The following is a 19,366-nucleotide window of genomic DNA, read 5'->3' as shown; positions in this document are numbered from 1 at the left end:
AACGGCTTCTGTTTTTAAAATAAAGATAACCAATGTAAAAGGAGAATCAGAACGTGATGATTTTAGAAGCAGGCAATATCCAAAAAAGCTACGGAAACAAGCTGAATAAACAAGAGGTGCTGAAAGGAATTGATCTTCAGATTCACAAAGGGGAATTCGTCAGCATTATGGGCCCGTCGGGATCAGGGAAAACGACCCTTTTGAATGTGCTTTCCTCCATTGATAAAGTGAGCGCGGGCACCATTAAACTGAATGAGACGGAGATTACATCCATGAAAGAAAAACAGCTTGCCGAATTCAGAAAACGGCATCTCGGCTTTATTTTTCAGGATTATAATTTATTGGACACCCTGACCGTGAAAGAAAACATACTCCTGCCGTTATCCATTACGAAAATGTCTAAGAAAGAGGCGGACCTGCGATTTGCCGAGACGGCAGAGGAGCTTGGGATCTATGATTTGCGACATAAGTATCCGAGTGAAATTTCCGGCGGGCAAAAACAGCGGACGTCTGCCGCAAGAGCTGTTATTCACGAGCCGGGCATTATTTTTGCTGATGAGCCGACCGGAGCGCTCGATTCAAAGGCTGCCATGGATTTACTGAATAAACTCAGCCGCCTGAATCAAAAACGCCGCGCCACCATTGTGATGGTGACGCATGATCCGGTTGCCGCCAGCTATTCCGGACGTGTGGTTTTCATTAAAGACGGCCGTGTGTATACACAGCTGAATAAAGGCGGCCAGGACAGACCGGACTTTTTTCAGGATATTATGAAAACGCAAAGTGTATTGGGCGGGGTTCAGGCATGAGTATTCATCATTTGATCTTCCAGAACCTGAAAAAGAATTTGAAAAACTATTACCTTTACGTTTTTGCGCTGGTGTTCAGCGCCGCCCTTTATTTCGCGTTTGTCACGATGCAATACGATCCGGCGCTTGATGAAATGAAAAGCTCCATAAAAGGAGCGGCGGCAATCCGGGCAGCCTCTGTACTGCTTGTGGCGATCGTGTCGGTATTTCTTTTATACGCCAACACCATTTTTATTAAACGGCGCGGCCGGGAAATCGGCTTATTCCGATTAATCGGCATGACGAAAATGCACATTTTCCGCATACTCAGCACAGAAAATTTCATTTTGTATTTCGGATCGATTTGGATCGGTATTTTTGCCGGCTTTTCTCTCTCGAAATTATGTATGATGATGCTGTTTCATACAGTCGGTGTGAAAGCCTCTGTCTCACTGTTTTTTTCAAGCAAGGCGCTCGTTCAGACGTTAATTGTGTTCGGGGCGATTTACGTGCTGATTATGATGATGAATTACTTATTTATTAAACGGCAAAGCATTTTGTCTTTATTTAAAACCGCGTCATCGTCAGAAAGCGGCATAAGACGGCTTTCTTGGGTGCAGATGTCGATCGGTGTTGTCGGTATTGCGGCCATTATCGCCGGCTATGCCGTGTCCGCGGATTTATTCGGAGGCAGTTTTACGAGCATGAATGAACTGTTTTCGGCCATGGTGTTTATTCTCGGCTCGGTCATTATCGGAACCTATCTGTTTTATAAAGGTTCGGTCAGCTTTCTGGCAAATCTCATCCGGAAATCAAAAGGCGGGTATCTGAATGTCAGTGAAGTGCTGTCTTTGTCATCCATCATGTTCCGGATGAAGTCAAACGCCGTATTGCTGACGATTATTACGACTCTTTCGGCGCTGGCAATCGGTTTGCTGTCTTTAAGCTATATCTCGTACTATTCCGCGGAAAAATCGGCTGAGCAAAATACAGCCGCGGACTTTGCGTTTGATAACCAAAAGGAGACTGACTCATTTACCGCTTTATTGAAGAAAAACGGAATTGAACACAAAGTGAAAACAATCAAGACCATTCAAGCCGGTGTCAATATGAAGAACATCATAAACGGCGACATGAAAAGCTTTCAACAAGACCCGTCCAGCTTGGCGCTGCCGATTATAAGCGAGAAAGACGCGGAAGGGACGGAACTTTCTGACGGAGAAGCCGTGTTTACCGGATATAATGATATGATGAAAAGATTTCTCGACCTGAAAACGTCAGGTTCCATTGATATAAACGGCAAAACGGATAAAATACCGCTGGCGTATAAGGGCTTGAAGAACGACTTCCTCCTGTCATATACATTTACAAGCGGAGGGCTGCCGACCGTTATTGTCACGCAGCAGGTATTCGACCGGATCGAGAAAGATATCGACCCGTCCATCCAGGGAAAATCCAATCGATTTTTCGGCATTACACTCAAACGTGAAGAGGACATCCAAAAAGCTGATGGTCTGTTTCAAGCGCAGCACTATTCAGACGGTGCGCTTTCGCAATTTGAAACGGCTGACACCCAAAAGAAAAACATGGGGCTAATCATGTTTATTGTCGGCTTTTTGGGATTAACCTTTCTGATCACCTCAGGCTGTATCCTTTATTTTAAACAAATGGGCGAGTGTGAGGATGAGAAGGCTGATTACACGATATTGCGGAAGCTCGGCTTCACAACGGGGGATCTGCTGAAAGGCATCCGCCGGAAGCAGGCGTATCATTTCGGCATCCCGCTCGTTCTCGGGCTGTTCCACAGCTATTTTGCCGTTCAGTCAGGATGGTTTTTATTCGGAACGGAAGTGTGGACGCCGATGATCATCGTCATGGCGCTGTATACGCTGCTGTACTCAATCTTCGGCATGCTGTCGGTGCTATACTATAAAAAGGTCATTCAATCCGCCTTGTAAAACAAGTTGAGGAGCCTCCGCATAAGCGGAGGCTTTTTTTTTATGAATAGAAGAAAGCGATTTTTAAAAGAATAGACATACGTCATTTTTTCGCGCGGGGGAGCCTTATGCAGAAGTATTTTCAATTGAAATCTGAAACAGGGGCCTTTCATCTATTTTCCAGGGAACACATTTTCACGCTTTTGGTCATCGGATTGCTTGGGGTGTGCGTGATCATATTCCGGAAACAGCTCAATCACGGCCGGCCGAATCGCGTTTTCCGATATGTGCTGTTCATTCTCCTTGCCGTGTCGCAGATCAGCTATCATATATGGCTGCTTTGTCATCATGCCTGGTCGCTGAAAACAGCTCTGCCGCTGCAGCTGAGCGACCTTTCCGTCTATTTGGCGATGCTGATGGTCATGACAAAAAGCAAAAAACTGTTCGCCTTCCTCTATTTTGCCGGTTTGGGCAGCGCCGTACAGGCGATGGCAACACCTGATTTAGGGGCGTATTCTTTCCCTCATTTTCGGTACATCGTGTTTTTCGTCTCCCACGGCTGTGTTTTTCTTACCTGTCTATTCATGGCCGCTGCAGAAAAGTATAGACCGTCGGTGCGCGGACTGTGGGTATCGGTGCTGATCGTAAATCTGTACGGGGCGTGTGTCTTATTTATTGATCGTGTGCTGAATGCAAATTACTTATATTTAATGAAAAAACCGAAGACCGCTTCGCTTCTGAATGTTTTCGGACCTTGGCCGTGGTATCTTCTATCAATGGAAGCGGCGGTGATATTGAGCTTTTTCATTCTGTATATCCCGTTTTGGCTGCTGAGGAAAAGAGCATGAGGCCGGCCTGTTTTTGTGAATCCAATCATTTGTAATTTTTTCAACATTCCGGCATTATTTTTTTCAGATTCTGATGTTGAAAAAAGACGTCCGCGGCGATAGAATGAATGTGCTATGATAACGTGTTCGATACGGAGCCGCGGCTTGCGGTTTCCGTTTTTTCATGGGGTTTTTTATATAGAGAGGGGGATCGGTATGCCGCGTGCTTTGAAGATATTAATCATCGGAATGTTTATCAATGTGACGGGCGCATCTTTTTTGTGGCCGCTGAATACGATCTATATTCATAATCATTTAGGGAAATCGCTGACTGTTGCGGGGATTGTTCTGATGCTGAATTCCGGGGCCAGTGTGGCGGGGAATTTATGCGGCGGATTTTTGTTTGATAAAATCGGCGGATTCAAATCCATTATGCTGGGCATTATGATCACATTGGCAAGTCTTCTCGGACTCGTTCTGTTTCATCAATGGCCCGTTTATATTTGGCTGCTCATCATTGTCGGCTTCGGTTCCGGTATCGTGTTTCCGGCCAGTTACGCCATGGCGGGAGCGGTATGGAAAGAAGGCGGGCGGAGAGCTTTTAATGCGATTTATGTAGCTCAGAACGCAGGTGTCGCCGTGGGCTCGGCACTCGGCGGGATGGTTGCGGCGTACTCGTTTACGTACGTGTTTTTAGCCAATGCTATGCTGTATGTGCTGTTTTTCCTTATCGTATTTTTCGGGTTTCGAAATATCAAAACCGGAAATGCGAGCCAGGCTTCTGTTCTGGACTACGAGCCTGTCAGCAGCAGAACGAAATTTACGGCGCTTCTCATATTGAGCGGCGGGTATGTTCTCGGGTGGATTGCCTATTCGCAGTGGTCCACAACCGTTGCGTCACATACTCAAAGCATCGGTATGCCGCTTTCATTATACAGTGTGCTCTGGACCGTAAACGGAATATTAATTGTCGCCGGACAGCCTCTCATAGGAGTTGTTCTGAAAAAATGGTCCGGTGCGTTAAAAACGCAGATGGTCATTGGCTTTTGTATTTTTATCGTTTCGTTCGGCGTGCTTCTCAGCGCCAAGCAATTTCCGATGTACCTCACCGCAATGGTGATTTTAACCGTCGGAGAAATGCTTGTCTGGCCTGCCGTGCCTACCATTGCCAATCAGCTTGCGCCTAAGGGGAAAGAAGGGTTTTACCAAGGATTCGTCAACAGTGCGGCGACGGGCGGCAGAATGATCGGGCCGCTCCTTGGCGGCGTGCTGGTTGATCAGTACGGCATGAGCGTGCTGCTGTTGATCCTGATGGTGCTTCTTGTTGTCAGCATCGCAGCGACGGTGCTGTACGACAAACGCTTGAAAACCGTTAATAAACAAAACGTCCAAGTGCGATGACGACATAAAAAAATCCCGCTGTTTCGGCGGGATTTTTTTGTTTATACGACCGGAAGCACGTTGACCGCGTCCTTAACGTTTAAATACGTCTTTAATGAAGAAAAGCTGGCATCAAGCTGATTCATTCTCATGGCGAGGGAAGGCTTGATCCCGGTGATAATCAATTCCGTGCCGATTAATTTAAGCAGGTGGTGCAATTTGAAAATCCGGTCAGCGGTCTGTTCGTTTACCTCGGCCAGACCTGATAAGTCTATAATTAAGTAATCATCTTTAGATGCGGTTAATATGTCCGTCAAAGTTGTCACGATTGAATCAAATCGTTCTTCCGTTAAGTTTCCCACTAACGGCAAAGCGGAGATGCCGTTTCGGATCGGAACAATCGGCGTTGACAGCGTCGTGATTTCTGCGAGGGAATCCTCAAGGAGCTTTTCGTATTCTTTCTGCTCTGTGATGTCTTTTTGAAAACCGACAAAATAGAGCTTGTCTTCAACATACAGAGGATCAATGTTGAGTTCATTCCAAAATGGGGTGCCGTCTTTTTTGACATTTTTCAGCCGTACCGTGATCTTTTCTTTCTGGTTTAAGCTCTTTCTTATTTTCGCGACTTGTTGACGGTCGGTTTCTTTGCTTTGCAGAAATCTGCAGTTCTTACCTAATATCTCTTCGGAAGAGTAGCCTGTCATATCCATAAATCCCTGATTTGTATATATGATGGGATTGTCCTCAAGAGAGGGGTCTGTAATCACCACGCCGATGCGTGCGTGATCAAGCGCCTTTTTGATAAGCTCCAGCTGCTCCAGTTTTCCGAATACATTTGAGTCAGCCATGTAAAACCCCCTTTTGGCCGTAAAGCTGTGCGCTTTTTCAGCCATTGTTTCTCCCCTTTTTAAATGAATCTACAGTAACCGTAGCATAACATATGTTCTGATTCAAGCAGCCGGAGTTTGCAATTTGTCATTCGGGCTTGTCCTCATATACACTGAATATATAAGGGGAAGGCACATCATCGCTAAGTAAGTAACTAGGTCATTGTCACTGGGTGAAAAATGAATCTAATGCATCAAGCTTACCGATCATGTGTTCACATATAATGGAAGAAACAAGCTTTTTACTTTCCTGCTCAATCGCCGGTATGTAGATATCGAAAATCATCGTATTCGTAAGGGGGCTGGATGGCCTGAAGTCGCTTTACTAAATAAGGGCTTTAGGAAGGTGATGAAGATGCTGCATCAGGTAATAATTGCTTGTGTAATTGGAGGCATCATGGGGGTTCTCGGTCATGTGAAAAAGAGAGGCAGGCTGGAGAAACCCAGAATGACAAAGCGGTTTATCTATCTCGGTTTTTTGGAAGATGGTTTTATCGGAATGGCTGCTTCCATCTTACTTGTCTTATCCGCTGACCCCGATTCAGGAATTCAACTCGTCATCTTATCCATAATCGCAGGCTACGGCGGAGAAGCTGTTCTCAGGAGCTTTGATTTTGTCAGAGAACAAAACAGTGATTCGGCCGAAGCAAAACCACACCAGCAAAAAAATCCTCCATCAAAATAATATCCCCGCTCATGACCCGTTCCGGGTACATTCCCATTGTATACAAACCTGCTTGCACTTATGAACAGAATTCTATAAAATACAGGTAAGATTACGGTAGCGATAAGAACAGTGAAGAGGAGCAGTAAGAAGCAGATTTTGCAATCAGAGAGTTGACGGCCGGTGCAAGTCAATCAAGTCTGTTTCCGAACTCGCCTCAGAGTTGCAGCGGCAAAACCGCTGACGCATAACTGCGTTAAAAGTATCAAGTGAGTGCGGCTTAAAACCGCGCTAACGAGGGTGGTACCGCGGGAAATAAAAATCTCTCGTCCCTTTTTGGGATGAGGGAGTTTTTTTTAGTTTTAGAATAATCTGAATATAATCTTTCTCATCCCGTCAATACTTGGACTACATACGCCGTATTCAATCAGAAGGAGGTTTTTACGTTGAGTTTTCAGCACGAAAAAATAGAAAAGAAATGGCAGAATTACTGGTTGGATCATAAAACGTTCGCCGTCAGTGAAGAGAATGACAAGCCGAAGTTTTACGCGCTTGACATGTTCCCGTATCCTTCAGGAGCCGGCCTTCATGTCGGACATCCGGAAGGCTATACGGCAACCGATATCCTTTCGCGCATGAGACGCATGCAAGGATACAATGTGCTTCATCCGATGGGATGGGACGCGTTCGGGCTTCCTGCCGAGCAATACGCGCTTGACACGGGGAATGATCCGGCTGAGTTCACAAAACAAAATATAGATAATTTCCGCCGCCAGATTCAATCGCTCGGATTTTCATATGATTGGGATCGTGAAATCAATACGACTGATCCGGACTATTACAAGTGGACGCAGTGGATCTTCACCAAGCTGTACGAAAAAGGGCTCGCTTACGTAGACGAAGTGCCGGTCAACTGGTGCCCGGCGCTCGGAACGGTGCTTGCGAACGAAGAAGTCATTGACGGCAAAAGCGAGCGGGGCGGCCATCCGGTTGAACGCCGCCCGATGAGACAATGGATGCTGAAAATCACCGCTTATGCGGACAGGCTTCTTGAAGATTTAGAAGACCTTGACTGGCCGGAAAGCATTAAAGACATGCAGCGCAACTGGATCGGACGCTCAGAAGGCGCAAACGTGCATTTCGCAATCGACGGCACTGATGACACGTTTACCGTGTTTACGACAAGACCGGACACGCTGTTCGGCGCGGCTTATGCCGTACTGGCTCCTGAGCATGAGCTTGTTGAGGCCATCACGACGCCTGAACAAAAAGAAGCGGTAGATGCTTATGTTAAAGAAGTTCAGGCGAAAAGTGACCTGGAACGGACGGATCTTGCGAAAACAAAATCGGGCGTCTTCACGGGCGCATATGCCGTAAACCCTGCAAATGGGGAAAAGCTGCCGATCTGGATAGCGGATTATGTCCTCGCCTCTTACGGAACAGGCGCTGTAATGGCCGTGCCGGCGCATGACGAACGTGATTTTGAATTCGCCAAAGTGTTCAGCCTGCCTGTCAAAGAAGTCGTAAAAGGCGGAAACACGGAAGAAGAAGCGTACACGGGGGACGGAGAGCATGTCAATTCCGGCTTTCTGAACGGACTGAATAAAGCGGAAGCGATTGAAAAAATGATCGCCTGGCTTGAAGAAACGAAAAACGGTGAGAAAAAAGTGACATACCGTCTGCGTGATTGGCTGTTCAGCCGCCAGCGCTATTGGGGCGAGCCGATTCCGGTCATTCATTGGGAAGACGGCACGTCAACAGCCGTTCCGGCGGAAGAGCTGCCGCTGATTCTGCCGAAAACCGATGAGATCAAACCGAGCGGAACAGGTGAATCACCGCTTGCCAACATTAAAGAGTGGGTGGAAGTCACTGATCCTGAAACGGGCAAAAAAGGCAGAAGAGAAACGAACACGATGCCGCAATGGGCGGGAAGCTGCTGGTATTTCCTCCGCTTTATCGACCCGAAAAATCCGGATCAGCTCGCTTCACCTGAGAAACTGGATAAATGGCTGCCCGTTGATATTTACATTGGAGGAGCGGAGCATGCCGTGCTTCACCTTCTGTACGCGCGTTTCTGGCATAAATTCCTCTACGATATCGGTGTCGTGCCGACGAAAGAACCGTTCCAAAAGCTGTATAACCAAGGAATGATTCTCGGGGAAAATAATGAAAAAATGAGTAAATCCCGCGGAAACGTCGTCAATCCGGATGAAATTGTGGCGTCTCACGGAGCAGATACGCTCCGCCTGTACGAAATGTTTATGGGGCCGCTTGATGCATCTATCGCCTGGTCTGAATCAGGCCTTGATGGAGCGCGCCGCTTCCTTGACCGCGTATGGCGTTTGTTTATCGAGGAAAACGGCGAGCTGACGGGCAAAGTGACAGAAGGCGCAGGCGAAACTCTTGAGCGCGTCTATCATGAAACGGTCATGAAAGTGACAGAAAACTTCGAAGCCCTTCGTTTTAACACGGGCATTTCTCAGCTGATGGTCTTCATTAATGAAGCTTACAAAGCGAATGAACTGCCGAGAGAATATATCGAAGGTTTTGTGAAGCTGCTTTCTCCTATTGCGCCGCATTTGGCGGAAGAACTGTGGGAAAAACTCGGCCACGAAGGTTCGATTGCATACGAGGCTTGGCCTGCTTATGACGAATCAAAACTGGTGGACGATGAAGTGGAAATCGTCGTCCAGCTGAACGGAAAAGTAAAAGCGAAATTAATGGTTCCGGCTGATGCTGATAAAGCAGCGTTAGAACAGCTCGCACAAGCTGACGAAAAAGTAAAAGAGCAGCTTGAAGGAAAAACGATCCGAAAAATCATTGCCGTACCGGGCAAGCTTGTCAATATCGTGGCAAACTGACCGGGCGAAGCCCCTCTCCTACAGAGAGGGGCTTTTTTATCAGTCTCTATCATAGAAATTGCACCGCGGGCTTTGGTATACTTAACACCATAAAGATGAATGGGAGTGTCACACATTGAAAATAAATGAAATCAGCACAGCCGCACTGGAAGAAAAATTAAAAGCGGGAGAAGAGCTGTATCTGATTGATGTCAGAGAGGACGAAGAAGTTGCCGAAGGAATGATTCCGGAGGCCGTTCACATCCGCATGGGGGACATCCCTGAGAAGATGGATGCGTTAGACAAGGACAAGGAATATGTATTTATCTGCCGTTCCGGAAAAAGAAGCATGAACGTTTGTATGTATTTACATGAGCAGGGCTTCCGTACGGTTAATGTTGAAGGCGGCATGCTGGAGTGGGAAGGCGAAACAAAGCCGAAGAAATAACGCTTTGAAGTGAAAGAAGAAAAGGGACGTGCGTCTTTTTCTTCTTTTTTTATAAAAAAACGGGAGGCGAATCAGGTGAAACCAATGATCCGCGCGATGAAAACAAACGATATCAAACAGGTCCGGCAAGTCGCAGAACGAAGCTGGCATCATACGTATGAAGGGATTATTCCCAGACATATTCAAGATCAGTTTCTCGAATCCGCCTATCAGGATGAGATGATGGAACGCCGGCTCTTGCATTCTCTGTTCTTTGTGGCAGAAGAAGAGGGGCGAGTGCTCGGTTTTGCAAATGCCACCCCGGTTCAAAAAGACGGAAATGCGGAGCTGACCGCCATCTATATTGACCCGGATTGCCAGGGAAGCGGGATAGGCACGGCACTCCTTAAAGAATGCATCAGGCAGTCCGGCGGGGTAAAAAAGCTTTATGTCCATGCAGAAAAAGAGAACCGCATCGCCTTATCCTTTTATCAAGCGAAAGGGTTTCAATGGATATGTGAATTTGAAGAAGACTTTAAAGGACACACTTTACAGACGGTCAAACTGGTACTGAACATATAAAAGCGTCCGGCCGCCCAGGACCGGAACGCGAATGATCAGTGATAAGCCGGAAGCCGGTCTTTGTGCGCTTCAAATAAGTCATCGCACAAAGATATGATGTCATTCATGGAAAGCTCGGCGCTCGTATGCGGATCAAGCATGGCCGCCTGATATACGGCTTCCTTTTTTAATGTAACGGCCGCTTCGATGGTTAAAAGCTGTGTGTTAATGTTTGTTCTGTTGAGCGCCGCGAGCTGCTCGGGAAGTTCGCCCGAATAGCACGGCATAATGTGGTTTTTGACGGCTGTGCAAGGCACTTCAACGACCGCTTTCGCCGGCAGATTCGGTATCAGCCCGGTATTCAGCACATTGCCGCCGAATGTGAACGGTTTGCCCGTCTCCATCGCTTCAATAATTCTCGAACCGTATTCTTTTGAGCGTTCATGCGTCAGGTTTTGGTTGTTGATTATGCCGTCTCTCATCGTTTCCCAATTGTTGATTTGTTCCGCGCATCTCCTCGGATATTCATCAAGCGGAATTTGGAGTTCATCTATCAGCTCCGGATACCGGCTTTTTATAAAATACGGGTGATATTCGGCATTATGCTCAGATGATTCCGTTACGTAGCAGCCGAATTTATCCATCAGCTCAAACCGCACCATGTCCTTATGTTTCGTCTTTTGTTTTTCGCGTGCCCGTCTTTTAATTTCCGGATATAAATCAATTCCGTCTTTTTTAATCTCCAAAAGCCAAGCCATATGGTTGATGCCGGCAATGCGTTCTTCCGTCCCTTCGTGATCCATGCCGAGTGAGTCAAACAGATCTTTGGTACATACCTGGACGCTGTGGCACAGGCCGACCGTTTTGACATTTGTATGTCTGAGCATCGCTCCGGTCAGAGAGGCCATCGGATTTGTATAGTTTAACAGCCACGCATCCGGGCAGACCTCTTCCATGTCTTTTGCGATGTCAAATAAAACGGGGATGGTGCGAAGGGAACGGAAAATGCCGCCTATTCCGACGGTATCGGCAATCGTCTGGCGGAGACCGTACCGCTTCGGGATGTCAAAGTCAATAACCGTCGCGGGTTTATAGCCGCCGACCTGAATGGCGTTTATCACATAGCCGGCGTGTTTCAGCGCCTGTTTTCGGTCATCGTAGGAGATGATGGATATACTCGTATTGTAGCGGTCTCTCATGTTTTCCAGCATGAGCTGGGATTCTTTCAGCCGTACAGCGTCAATATCATAAAGCGCGAATTCAAACCCGTTTAATGCTTCAGTCAGTAAGCAGTCCCCCAGTACATTTTTTGCGAAAATCGTGCTCCCCGCTCCGATAAACGTAATTTTCTTCAACAGAAATTCCTCCCTTTTCTTCTCAGCCTTTGACCGCCCCGGAGGACAGCCCTGAGATAAAATATTTTTGAAGCGCCAAAAACAATACGACCATCGGCAGCATCGCCATAATTGCGGCTGCGGCGACTAAGTGAAGATTGTTCGCGTTTTCGCCGAAGAATCCCGCCATGGCCACGGTCAATGTCTGCACCTTTTGATCTTGTAAAAAGAAAATCGCAAATTGGTAATCGTTCCAGATAAACACGCAGGAAATAATGCAGACCGTTGCGGTAATCGGTTTCAACAAAGGAAACACGATTGTATAAAAAGTCCTGATCAATCCCGCGCCGTCGATCCTGGCGGCTTCCTCAAGCTCTTTCGGAATGGAGGAGCGGATAAACCCTGAATATAAGAAAACGGTCAGCGGCATATATGCAGCCGTATTAATGAGAATGGCTGCGGCATGCGTATTGATCAGCCCCGCATCAGCGACCATCTTGTATAAAGGAACCATGGAAGTCAAAGGCGGGATGATCATGATTGAAATCAAAAGGCCGAAGACGATTTTGTTCAGCTTTGTATTTCTTCTTGCGAGCGGGTATGCGGCAAGCGAACCCATGAAAATTAATAAAGCGGCGGAAACGGCTGTAATGATGATCGTGTTCAGAAAGGATTGTCCGAGAGAGGCACGTTCCCATGCTTCACGAAAATTCTGAAGTGAAAAGGCGGATGGCAGCGACCATTTTGAACTGTAGTCACCTTTTGCTTTTAATGACGTGGTCAGCAAAATATAAAAGGGGACAATATGAACGCACGAGATAACGGCTGCCAACAGCGTAAAAATCCGCATTCGGGCTGTTTTCATGACATTTCCGTCTCCTTTCGCTTGAAATACACGAGAGCCGAAAAGCTGATGACAAGAATCATGACGGACATAAACACGCCTTGGGCGGCGGCATATCCCGCATCCTGCCGTTTAAAATATAAATCATACATAAACGTTGACATCGATTGAGAGGAATTGCCCGGCCCGCCTGCGGTCAGCGCGAAAATGACATCAAACAGCTTCAGCCCGCCGATGATATTGATGACCATGTTGATGGTGACAGCCGGCATCAATAAAGGCAGGGTGATGGTGAAAAACGGCTGAAGACCTCCCGCGCCATCCATTTTTGCGGCTTCGTAATAATCTTTCGGAATGCTTTGCAGCCCCGCCAAATATACAATCATCGCAATGCCTGCGTATTGATACGTGTTAATCATGACGATAATCCACGGGTTTGCCGCAGGGCTTGCCAAGGCGTTGACAGGACCGATTCCCAGTGCGCCAAGCACATCATTCAGCGCACCCCCGTCATATGAGAAAATAAAATACCAAATGTATCCCATAATCAGCGGACTGATAATGACGGGCAAGTAGACGATCGTTCTTGTGAGCGCCTTCATTTTTAAGCTCTGATTCAAAAGCAGCGCATATAAAAGTCCGAGCATATTCTGAAAAAAAGTGCTTCCGATGCCGTAAAGCAAAGTGTTTTTCACAACAAGCCACGTGTCCGGATCTGTAAAAAGCCTTTTATATTGAGTAACCCCCACCCATTGATACGTCTGTGAGAAGCCGTTCCAGTTTGTAAATGTAATAAAAGCGCCTTTGACAAACGGAAAAATCATGAAAATAAAAACCGTGGCAAGAGCGGGGACGTACATCCACCATAGTGACGCCGGTTTTACCGGCTTTTGATGTTGAAATCCTTGGGTTTCTTTTGCAAGATCACTCATTCTTTTTCAGCTCCCCGTGAATCAGATTGAAGCCGGAGCCGCTTATATTCCCTGCCGAGTTTCGCTGAAATTTCAGCGGGGGTTAAGATATCGGCCATCAGCTCCTGCCCGGCTGTTCCCATCACATCCCACATTCCGTTCGGCAAATAAAGGCGGTCAAAATAAGGCTGCACCTTAATATGCTGATAGCGCTTATAGTCATTTGCGTAGAAAATGTCCGTTTGCACATTCACTAATCCGGCCGGAAGCGAGGTCGCTTCGGCAATTGATTTTGCATGCTCGGGTCGGGCCATAAATGCGATAAACTGTTTCGCTTCTTCAAGCCGCGGGGAATCCTTGAATGCCGCCAGCGTGTAACGTTCGCCTCCGATCCAAACCGGCGCGTCTCCCTTGTGGACGGCCGGGGTCGGTATGATGCCGACTTTTACCTTCGGATTGATTTGAGCGACGTCTTGGCCGAGGGTGCCGCCCTGCAGCGTAAAGGCGATTTTGTTTTGCGCCATCAGTTCAATGAGCTGGGACCGTTTTGCCGTCACGGCATCTATATTGAGCAGGTTTTCCTTTTGCATCTCTTTCAGTTTGTCAGATAAATAGGTGAAGTGTGTCCAGCGGAAGGTTCCGTTTAACAGTTGTTTTTTGTAACGGTGTGCGGGATCTGTGATGAGAAGCGGTGCGGCGAATTGATCGTAATATTGGGCAAATGAGCTTTTCTCATAGCCGGCAAACCAGAAGGGGGTGACTGTTCCGCCGCTTTTTTCTTTAATCTGTCTCAGTGCCTTCATAAAATCATCCATTGTTTCCGGCGGTTTGATTCCGTATTTTTCCAACATTGTGCGGTTGTAGGCCAGTCCGTCCTTTGCCTGATTCAGAGGGAAGGCGTATATTCTGCCTTTGGCGTCTTTGAGCATGCTGTTTAAATTCGGATCGAGCCGCTTCGTCCAAGACATGCCGCTGAGGTCGGCGGTATATTCTCCGTAGCGGATTTTGGCCCAGCCGTGTGTGTCGAAAAGATCGGGCATATCACCGGCCGCCATCCTGACCCTCATCATATTTTCGTAGTCATTGCCTGGGAAATGAACGTTTACTTGAATGTCCGGATGTTCTTTTTGGAATGAATCAGCCAACTTTCTGAATACGGCGCGTTCGCTGTCTGAGGATATGGTGGAATAGACTGTCAATGTTTTCTGCTTTTCTCCGGCGCCGCTCTGTTCTGCCGAGCAGCCGGGAAGTATCATGCAAGTAAAAGAAAGAAACAAAGCCAGTAAGCGTATCATCTTTTCCTCCTTTAAATATGATATAAACGCTGCGGGACACGTCACCTCCTTTCTTGTGAGCCGCAGCTTTGTCTGACAATCAATGAAGTGGGGAGCGTCACGGCCAGCGGGACGGTTCTGCCGTTTAAACGGTCGAGAAGCAATTTGACACCCGTCCGGCCCATCTCTTCCGTGTATACTTTTACCGTTGATAACGGCGTGCTGGCGTATTCTGCCTCATCAATTCCGTTGAAGCTGACAACCGCCGTATCGCGCGGGACTTGAAGGCCGGCTTCCTGCAAGGCTTTTAAAGCGCCGACAGCCATCGAATCACTTGCGATAAAAAAGGCATCGGGGAGACTTCCGCCTTTGATGGCTTCATTCATCAGCCGGAACCCTTCGTGCATGCTGTATTCGCCGATCAGTACATGCTCCGGCTCGGCGCCGGCCATTTGTAAGAAAGCGGTCAGACGCTTATCCTCAATCGTTTTATTGCTGTTTACACCGTCTATGACGGTATGCTCCCGCTCCCGGCCGCCGATATAACCGAGCCGCTGGTAACCGAGCGACAGAAGATGTTCTATCGCCTTTTGCGCTGCGGCATAAAAATCCACGCTGACAGAATCGTAGCGGGCGGGATCGGGGGTGCCGTTAACAAACACCGCGTGCCTGAAAGCGGCGCTGATATTCGTAAGCGCCTCGTCTTGCAGGCTGCCGATGACGATGACGCCGTCCAGTTCGTAAAACATATGCTTTTGAAAAGAACCGAGATGGATAGAAGATGTGATAAAAATTTTTTGCCGAAAGCATTCTTCCTCAATGCCTTTTCGGATCGCCGAAAAATAAGGATCCTGCCGTTCTTCTTCCGGTGATAGGCAGCTGACAACGCCGATCAGGGGCGCTGAATCGCTGCGGCTGCGGTTCTTCCGTCTTTTTGCCGACGGCTGATAGCCCAGCTCATCGGCGATCCTCAGAACTTTTTCTCTTGTTTCATCAGTCACAGCCAAAGAGTCATCCTTATTCAAAATTCTCGATACTGTCGCGCTGGATACAGATGCCTGTAAGGCAATATCTTTGAGACGGACCATTTCGCATCTCCTTTTAACTAAATATTTACTAAACAGAAATGACCTGGTTATTGTTAAAATGATATTATCATACGAGAGTAAGCGTTTTCAACAACTATTTTTGGTTACTTTTAGTAAAAATCAGTAAAAAAGAAAATCTGTTTTTCTCTATCATATTTCAATTGAACCGGAATAAATTGATAGAGAAAGGAGAGGGTGATGTGCTGAAGATAGCTGTTTTTGATGAGGAGCATGAAAAGGATCTGCAGACTGAAGTCAATACATTTTTAAAGGGGATTTCTGATGAACAGCTCGTTGATATTAAATATACGGTAGCGGCGGCCTGTGATCCTGAAGGTGAGCAGCTTTATTGTTTTTCCGCTCTCATTTTATACCGAAAATAAAGAAGCCCGGACGAAATGCCGGGCTTCTTTGTGCATTATGCTTTTTTGACGCGGGGACTTCTCGGTTTTTGGTATTTCTCCGCTTGTTTGATTCCTTTTCGCTCGCTCGCTAATGACTTGTACAGAGACACAATCATCAGAAGAATCACGACTGAAAACGGAACCGCGGCAAGAATGGCGGTGTTTTGCAGTGCGGCCAGACCGCCGGAATATAACAAAACCGCTGCCACGGCGGACTGGATGACGCCCCAGATGATTTTCACCCGGTTTGACGGGTCTAAAGAGCCGTAAGACGTTTGCATTCCAAGCACAAATGTCGCTGAATCCGCTGATGTAATAAAGAATACAGCGATCAGAACAAGCGTTAATACGGATGTCACCATTGTCAGCGGATAGTGGCTGAGTGCGCCGAACAGCATCGTATCCGTTGACATTCCCGCGACATTGAATACGCCTTTCTGCTGAAGATCCATCGCGGATACACCGAAGATCGCAAACCATAAGAAAGCCAATATACAAGGTGTCACCAATACCCCGATTAAAAATTCCCGGATCGTCCGGCCCCTTGATACACGGGCGATAAAAATGCCGACAAACGGCGACCAGGATATCCACCAGGCCCAATAGAAAATGGTCCAGCTGTTAATCCATTCGCGTTTTTGGGGATCATTCGGAGACAAGCGAAAGCTCATCTGCACGATATTTTGGATATATTGGCCGATAGAATCGGTAAATGAGTTCATAATCAGCACCGTCGGGCCTGCAATGAGCATAAAGATCATTAAAATAGCCGCGAGCGCCATGTTGGTATTGCTTAAGTATTTAATCCCTTTGCCGATGCCGCTCCACGCAGAAATCAAAAATAACACGGTCACGACAGCGATCAGGATCAGCTGAACGGAAAATGTTTTCGGAATGCCGAATAAATAATGCAGACCGCCGTTGATCTGAGTCGCTCCGAGCCCTAAGCTTGTCGCCACACCGACAACGGTCGCAAACACGGCGATACAGTCAATCGCTTTGCCGATCGGCCCGTTTACTTTATCGCCCAAAAGCGGTGTCAGTGTGCTGCTGATCAAACCGGGCGCGTCTTTTCTGAATTGAAAATATGCGATACATAAAGCGACAACCGCATAGATGGCCCAAGCGTGCAGCCCCCAGTGGAAAAATGTGTACCGGAGCGCATCACGAAATGCTTGGGGCGTTTCTGTTTCACCTGAGGGAGAGCTGATGGCGTAATGGCTGATCGGTTCCGCAGCCCCGTAAAATACCAAACCGATTCCCATGCCTGCGCTGAAAAGCATGGCAAACCATGATAATAAGCCGAATTCCGGTTTTTCCCCGGGTTTTCCGAGTTTTATTGTGCCGATCGGACTTACAATGAGAAAGAGACAGAAACCGACAAATATAGAAACGACCAGCAGATAATACCAGCCGAAAGAATCCGTAATAAATTTTTGTGCCGTATCAGTGACTTGCTGCAGGCTGTCAGGAGAAATGGCCCCCCATAAAACCGCAGCGGCTGTGATGACAATCACAATCCAAAAAACACTGGAGATGTTCTTCTTCAAACGTTCTCACCCTCTGACTATTTTTTTCAATACGCCATTTTGTTTTAGTATGGTCGTACGATTGCAGATCAATCCTTTCTTCCTATTCCCTCAATCAGGTGAAACAAAACGCAGAAAACTCTATCATGTTTTTGGTCAATTATCAACGGGGACGCTCAGGTAAGTGCGCTTTAAACCATTTAGAGCGAGCGTGAGAAACGTCCTGCATTCAAACCGGCGAGATGCCCCGTAACAAAGGCTGAAGTGATATTGTAGCCCCCGGTATAGCCGTGAATATCGAGTATTTCTCCGCAAAAATATAAGCCTTCCATTTTTTTTGACGCCATCTGTTTCGGCTCAATCTCTTTTACGGAAACACCTCCGCCTGTGACAAACGCTTTGTCCAAAGAAAGCGTTCCGTCAGCGGCAACCGTAAATTGTTTGCAGTCTTTGACAAAAGCCCTGAATTGATCCTTCGGCAATTCCGTAAAGCTTGTCTGCGGATCAAGACCGTTCCGTTCCAGAAGAAAAAGCAGGTACCGTTCCTGCATCCACGGCTTCAGCGCATTTTTGAGCGCTTTTTTCGGTGCGTCTTTCAGTTCCTTGTGCATCTTTTGAAATAACTCTTCCTCGTTGATGCCGGGAAACAGATCGATGCGGAGTTTGACCTCTGGCTGCTTTTTCAGTTCTTTGACGACAAACTGGCTGCAGCGGAGAATGGCGGGGCCTGACAAGCCGAAATGGGTAAACAGCATGTCCATCACGTGTGTGACGATTGGTTTGCCTTTTTTATTCAGAACGCTGACGGCCGCGTTTCTAAGAGACAGCCCCTGAAGTGTTTTTTGTTTAATAAACGGTTCTGACGACGTAACCGGCACTTCCGTCGGAAAGAGTTCGGTCACGGTATGACCGGCCGCTTCCGCCCATGCATAGCCGTCTCCGGTGCTGCCGGTATGCGGGACTGATTTTCCGCCGACCGCGATAATAACGGCGTCTGCGTTAATGTGTTCGTCATTGTTTGTCGTAATGCCTGCTGTCCTGCCGTTCTCGTACCGCACTTCTTTGATTTTTTCATTTGTGCGGATGGTGACATTCAGTTGTTTTAATCGGTTCAAAAGCGCATCGACAACGCTTTGCGCTTTGTCCGTCACCGGGAACATGCGCCCGTGGTCTTCTTCTTTCAGCTGAATGCCGAGTTTTTCAAAAAAGGCGATGATATCTTCATTATTAAATTCGGAAAACGCGCTGTATAAAAAGCGGCCGTTGCCGGGGATGTGTTTGATGATTTCTTCAACGGGGAGGCGGTTGGTCACGTTGCAGCGCCCGCCGCCGGAAATCGCCAGCTTCCGTCCCAGCTTGTTTCCTTTATCGATTAATAATACGTCCGCGCCTTCTTCGCCTGCCGCAATCGCAGCCATTAAACCGGACGGGCCGCCGCCGATCACAATCACGTCATAATGTTTCATCTTTCATCAACAACTTTCTTTTTTACGTATAATAGGCGGAAATGTCCGCTTTCTGCTATTATAGCGAAAGAAAGGGAATCCTTAAACGTATTTTGTTTTTTAAAGAGTTTTCCCAAAAAGTTTCCCGCTGTAATTATTACCGTCTAATTGCCCAGTTGTGTTAAAATAGAAAAGTTGAATCTTCGTAGAAAATGGTGATGAGGAA

Annotated in this window: 17 protein-coding genes and 1 other annotated feature; of the genes, 9 read left to right on the top strand and 8 right to left on the bottom strand. The window is 47.2% G+C overall.

The features are described from left to right. The first annotated feature begins 53 nt into the window (after positions 1-53). The 4 genes from NYE42_RS15025 (at position 54) to NYE42_RS15010 (ending at position 4,953) form a co-directional block, all read left to right on the top strand. A complete protein-coding gene (locus NYE42_RS15025) occupies positions 54-809 on the top strand; it encodes an ABC transporter ATP-binding protein (RefSeq protein ID WP_007408812.1) in 756 nt (251 codons plus the stop codon). Further along, positions 806-2,746, top strand: a complete 1,941-nt coding sequence (locus tag NYE42_RS15020) for an ABC transporter permease (RefSeq protein WP_007408811.1) — start codon at positions 806-808, stop codon at positions 2,744-2,746. The genes NYE42_RS15025 and NYE42_RS15020 overlap by 4 nt, the downstream gene beginning before the upstream one ends. 107 nt (positions 2,747-2,853) lie before the next feature. Then, positions 2,854-3,573, top strand: coding sequence for a TIGR02206 family membrane protein (locus NYE42_RS15015; protein ID WP_144663861.1), 720 nt, complete (start codon positions 2,854-2,856; stop codon positions 3,571-3,573). A gap of 195 nt (positions 3,574-3,768) precedes the next feature. Continuing rightward, positions 3,769-4,953 carry an MFS transporter gene (locus NYE42_RS15010; RefSeq protein ID WP_095352838.1) on the top strand — a complete coding sequence of 395 codons (1,185 nt, stop codon included), beginning with the start codon at positions 3,769-3,771 and terminating at the stop codon, positions 4,951-4,953. 41 nt (positions 4,954-4,994) lie between these two features. Here NYE42_RS15010 and NYE42_RS15005 read toward each other — a convergent pair whose 3' ends face one another. After that, entirely contained in the window at positions 4,995-5,780 is a 786-nt protein-coding gene (locus tag NYE42_RS15005) for an STAS domain-containing protein (protein ID WP_022553638.1), read from the bottom strand. Positions 5,781-6,168: 388 nt separating this feature from the next. Between NYE42_RS15005 and NYE42_RS15000 the strand changes: the two genes are divergently transcribed. From NYE42_RS15000 to NYE42_RS14985, 4 genes are all read left to right on the top strand, one after another. Next, positions 6,169-6,504, top strand: a complete 336-nt coding sequence (locus NYE42_RS15000; RefSeq protein ID WP_015418038.1) for a DUF4257 domain-containing protein — start codon at positions 6,169-6,171, stop codon at positions 6,502-6,504. Between the two features lie 102 nt (positions 6,505-6,606). Beyond that, positions 6,607-6,820: a binding site (T-box leader), on the top strand. Positions 6,821-6,929: 109 nt separating this feature from the next. Beyond that, positions 6,930-9,344: a leucine--tRNA ligase gene (leuS, locus tag NYE42_RS14995; RefSeq protein ID WP_095352839.1), complete on the top strand. Its 2,415-nt coding sequence runs from the start codon at positions 6,930-6,932 to the stop codon at positions 9,342-9,344. Positions 9,345-9,459: 115 nt separating this feature from the next. Next, entirely contained in the window at positions 9,460-9,771 is a 312-nt protein-coding gene (locus NYE42_RS14990; RefSeq protein WP_003152299.1) for a rhodanese-like domain-containing protein, read from the top strand. A gap of 84 nt (positions 9,772-9,855) precedes the next feature. Continuing rightward, positions 9,856-10,332: a GNAT family N-acetyltransferase gene (locus NYE42_RS14985; protein WP_257008637.1), complete on the top strand. Its 477-nt coding sequence runs from the start codon at positions 9,856-9,858 to the stop codon at positions 10,330-10,332. A gap of 35 nt (positions 10,333-10,367) precedes the next feature. On the opposite strand, the gene melA is transcribed toward NYE42_RS14985, so the two are convergent. From melA to NYE42_RS14960, 5 genes are read right to left on the bottom strand one after another with little or no spacing between them, the layout of a single operon-like run. Next, positions 10,368-11,666: an alpha-galactosidase MelA gene (gene melA, locus NYE42_RS14980; RefSeq protein WP_007408804.1), complete on the bottom strand. Its 1,299-nt coding sequence runs from the start codon at positions 11,664-11,666 to the stop codon at positions 10,368-10,370. A gap of 22 nt (positions 11,667-11,688) precedes the next feature. Further along, positions 11,689-12,510 (bottom strand): carbohydrate ABC transporter permease, encoded by an 822-nt coding sequence (locus NYE42_RS14975; RefSeq protein WP_095352841.1) that lies wholly within the window; start codon positions 12,508-12,510, stop codon positions 11,689-11,691. Next, positions 12,507-13,421, bottom strand: coding sequence for a sugar ABC transporter permease (locus NYE42_RS14970; RefSeq protein WP_069006855.1), 915 nt, complete (start codon positions 13,419-13,421; stop codon positions 12,507-12,509). The genes NYE42_RS14975 and NYE42_RS14970 overlap by 4 nt, the downstream gene beginning before the upstream one ends. After that, positions 13,418-14,695, bottom strand: a complete 1,278-nt coding sequence (locus NYE42_RS14965) for an ABC transporter substrate-binding protein (protein ID WP_095352842.1) — start codon at positions 14,693-14,695, stop codon at positions 13,418-13,420. The genes NYE42_RS14970 and NYE42_RS14965 overlap by 4 nt, the downstream gene beginning before the upstream one ends. A 41-nt stretch (positions 14,696-14,736) precedes the next feature. Further along, on the bottom strand, positions 14,737-15,762 hold the full coding sequence (locus NYE42_RS14960; protein WP_095352843.1) for a LacI family DNA-binding transcriptional regulator: 1,026 nt from the start codon (positions 15,760-15,762) through the stop codon (positions 14,737-14,739). A 200-nt stretch (positions 15,763-15,962) separates the two neighbouring features. Here NYE42_RS14960 and NYE42_RS14955 point away from each other — a divergent pair, with 200 nt between their 5' ends. After that, the gene (locus NYE42_RS14955; protein ID WP_003152309.1) at positions 15,963-16,145 is read left to right on the top strand and encodes a sporulation protein Cse60; all 183 of its coding nucleotides are present in this window, start codon (positions 15,963-15,965) and stop codon (positions 16,143-16,145) included. Positions 16,146-16,180: 35 nt separating this feature from the next. On the opposite strand, the gene NYE42_RS14950 is transcribed toward NYE42_RS14955, so the two are convergent. Both NYE42_RS14950 and NYE42_RS14945 read right to left on the bottom strand, forming a co-directional pair. After that, entirely contained in the window at positions 16,181-17,716 is a 1,536-nt protein-coding gene (locus NYE42_RS14950) for a BCCT family transporter (protein ID WP_007408799.1), read from the bottom strand. 179 nt (positions 17,717-17,895) lie between these two features. Next, on the bottom strand, positions 17,896-19,161 hold the full coding sequence (locus tag NYE42_RS14945; RefSeq protein ID WP_342497028.1) for an NAD(P)/FAD-dependent oxidoreductase: 1,266 nt from the start codon (positions 19,159-19,161) through the stop codon (positions 17,896-17,898). Positions 19,162-19,366 lie beyond the last annotated feature (205 nt).

The sequence above is a fragment of the Bacillus sp. FSL K6-2865 genome (genome assembly GCF_040311405.1).
In the GTDB taxonomy this organism is placed as follows: domain Bacteria; phylum Bacillota; class Bacilli; order Bacillales; family Bacillaceae; genus Bacillus; species Bacillus velezensis.
This window is presented reverse-complemented; position numbering and strand designations above follow the sequence as displayed.

Bases quoted from the DNA above. Each gene is read 5' to 3' on its own strand.
- NYE42_RS15020 (WP_007408811.1), top strand. From the start codon at position 806: ATGAGTATTCATCATTTGATCTTCCAGAACCTGAAAAAGAATTTGAAA.
- NYE42_RS15015 (WP_144663861.1), top strand. From the start codon at position 2,854: ATGCAGAAGTATTTTCAATTGAAATCTGAAACAGGGGCCTTTCATCTA.
- NYE42_RS15010 (WP_095352838.1), top strand. From the start codon at position 3,769: ATGCCGCGTGCTTTGAAGATATTAATCATCGGAATGTTTATCAATGTG.
- NYE42_RS15005 (WP_022553638.1), bottom strand. From the start codon at position 5,780: ATGGCTGACTCAAATGTATTCGGAAAACTGGAGCAGCTGGAGCTTATC.
- NYE42_RS15000 (WP_015418038.1), top strand. From the start codon at position 6,169: ATGAAGATGCTGCATCAGGTAATAATTGCTTGTGTAATTGGAGGCATC.
- NYE42_RS14985 (WP_257008637.1), top strand. From the start codon at position 9,856: ATGATCCGCGCGATGAAAACAAACGATATCAAACAGGTCCGGCAAGTC.
- NYE42_RS14975 (WP_095352841.1), bottom strand. From the start codon at position 12,510: ATGAAAACAGCCCGAATGCGGATTTTTACGCTGTTGGCAGCCGTTATC.
- NYE42_RS14970 (WP_069006855.1), bottom strand. From the start codon at position 13,421: ATGAGTGATCTTGCAAAAGAAACCCAAGGATTTCAACATCAAAAGCCG.
- NYE42_RS14965 (WP_095352842.1), bottom strand. From the start codon at position 14,695: ATGATACGCTTACTGGCTTTGTTTCTTTCTTTTACTTGCATGATACTT.
- NYE42_RS14960 (WP_095352843.1), bottom strand. From the start codon at position 15,762: ATGGTCCGTCTCAAAGATATTGCCTTACAGGCATCTGTATCCAGCGCG.
- NYE42_RS14945 (WP_342497028.1), bottom strand. From the start codon at position 19,161: ATGAAACATTATGACGTGATTGTGATCGGCGGCGGCCCGTCCGGTTTA.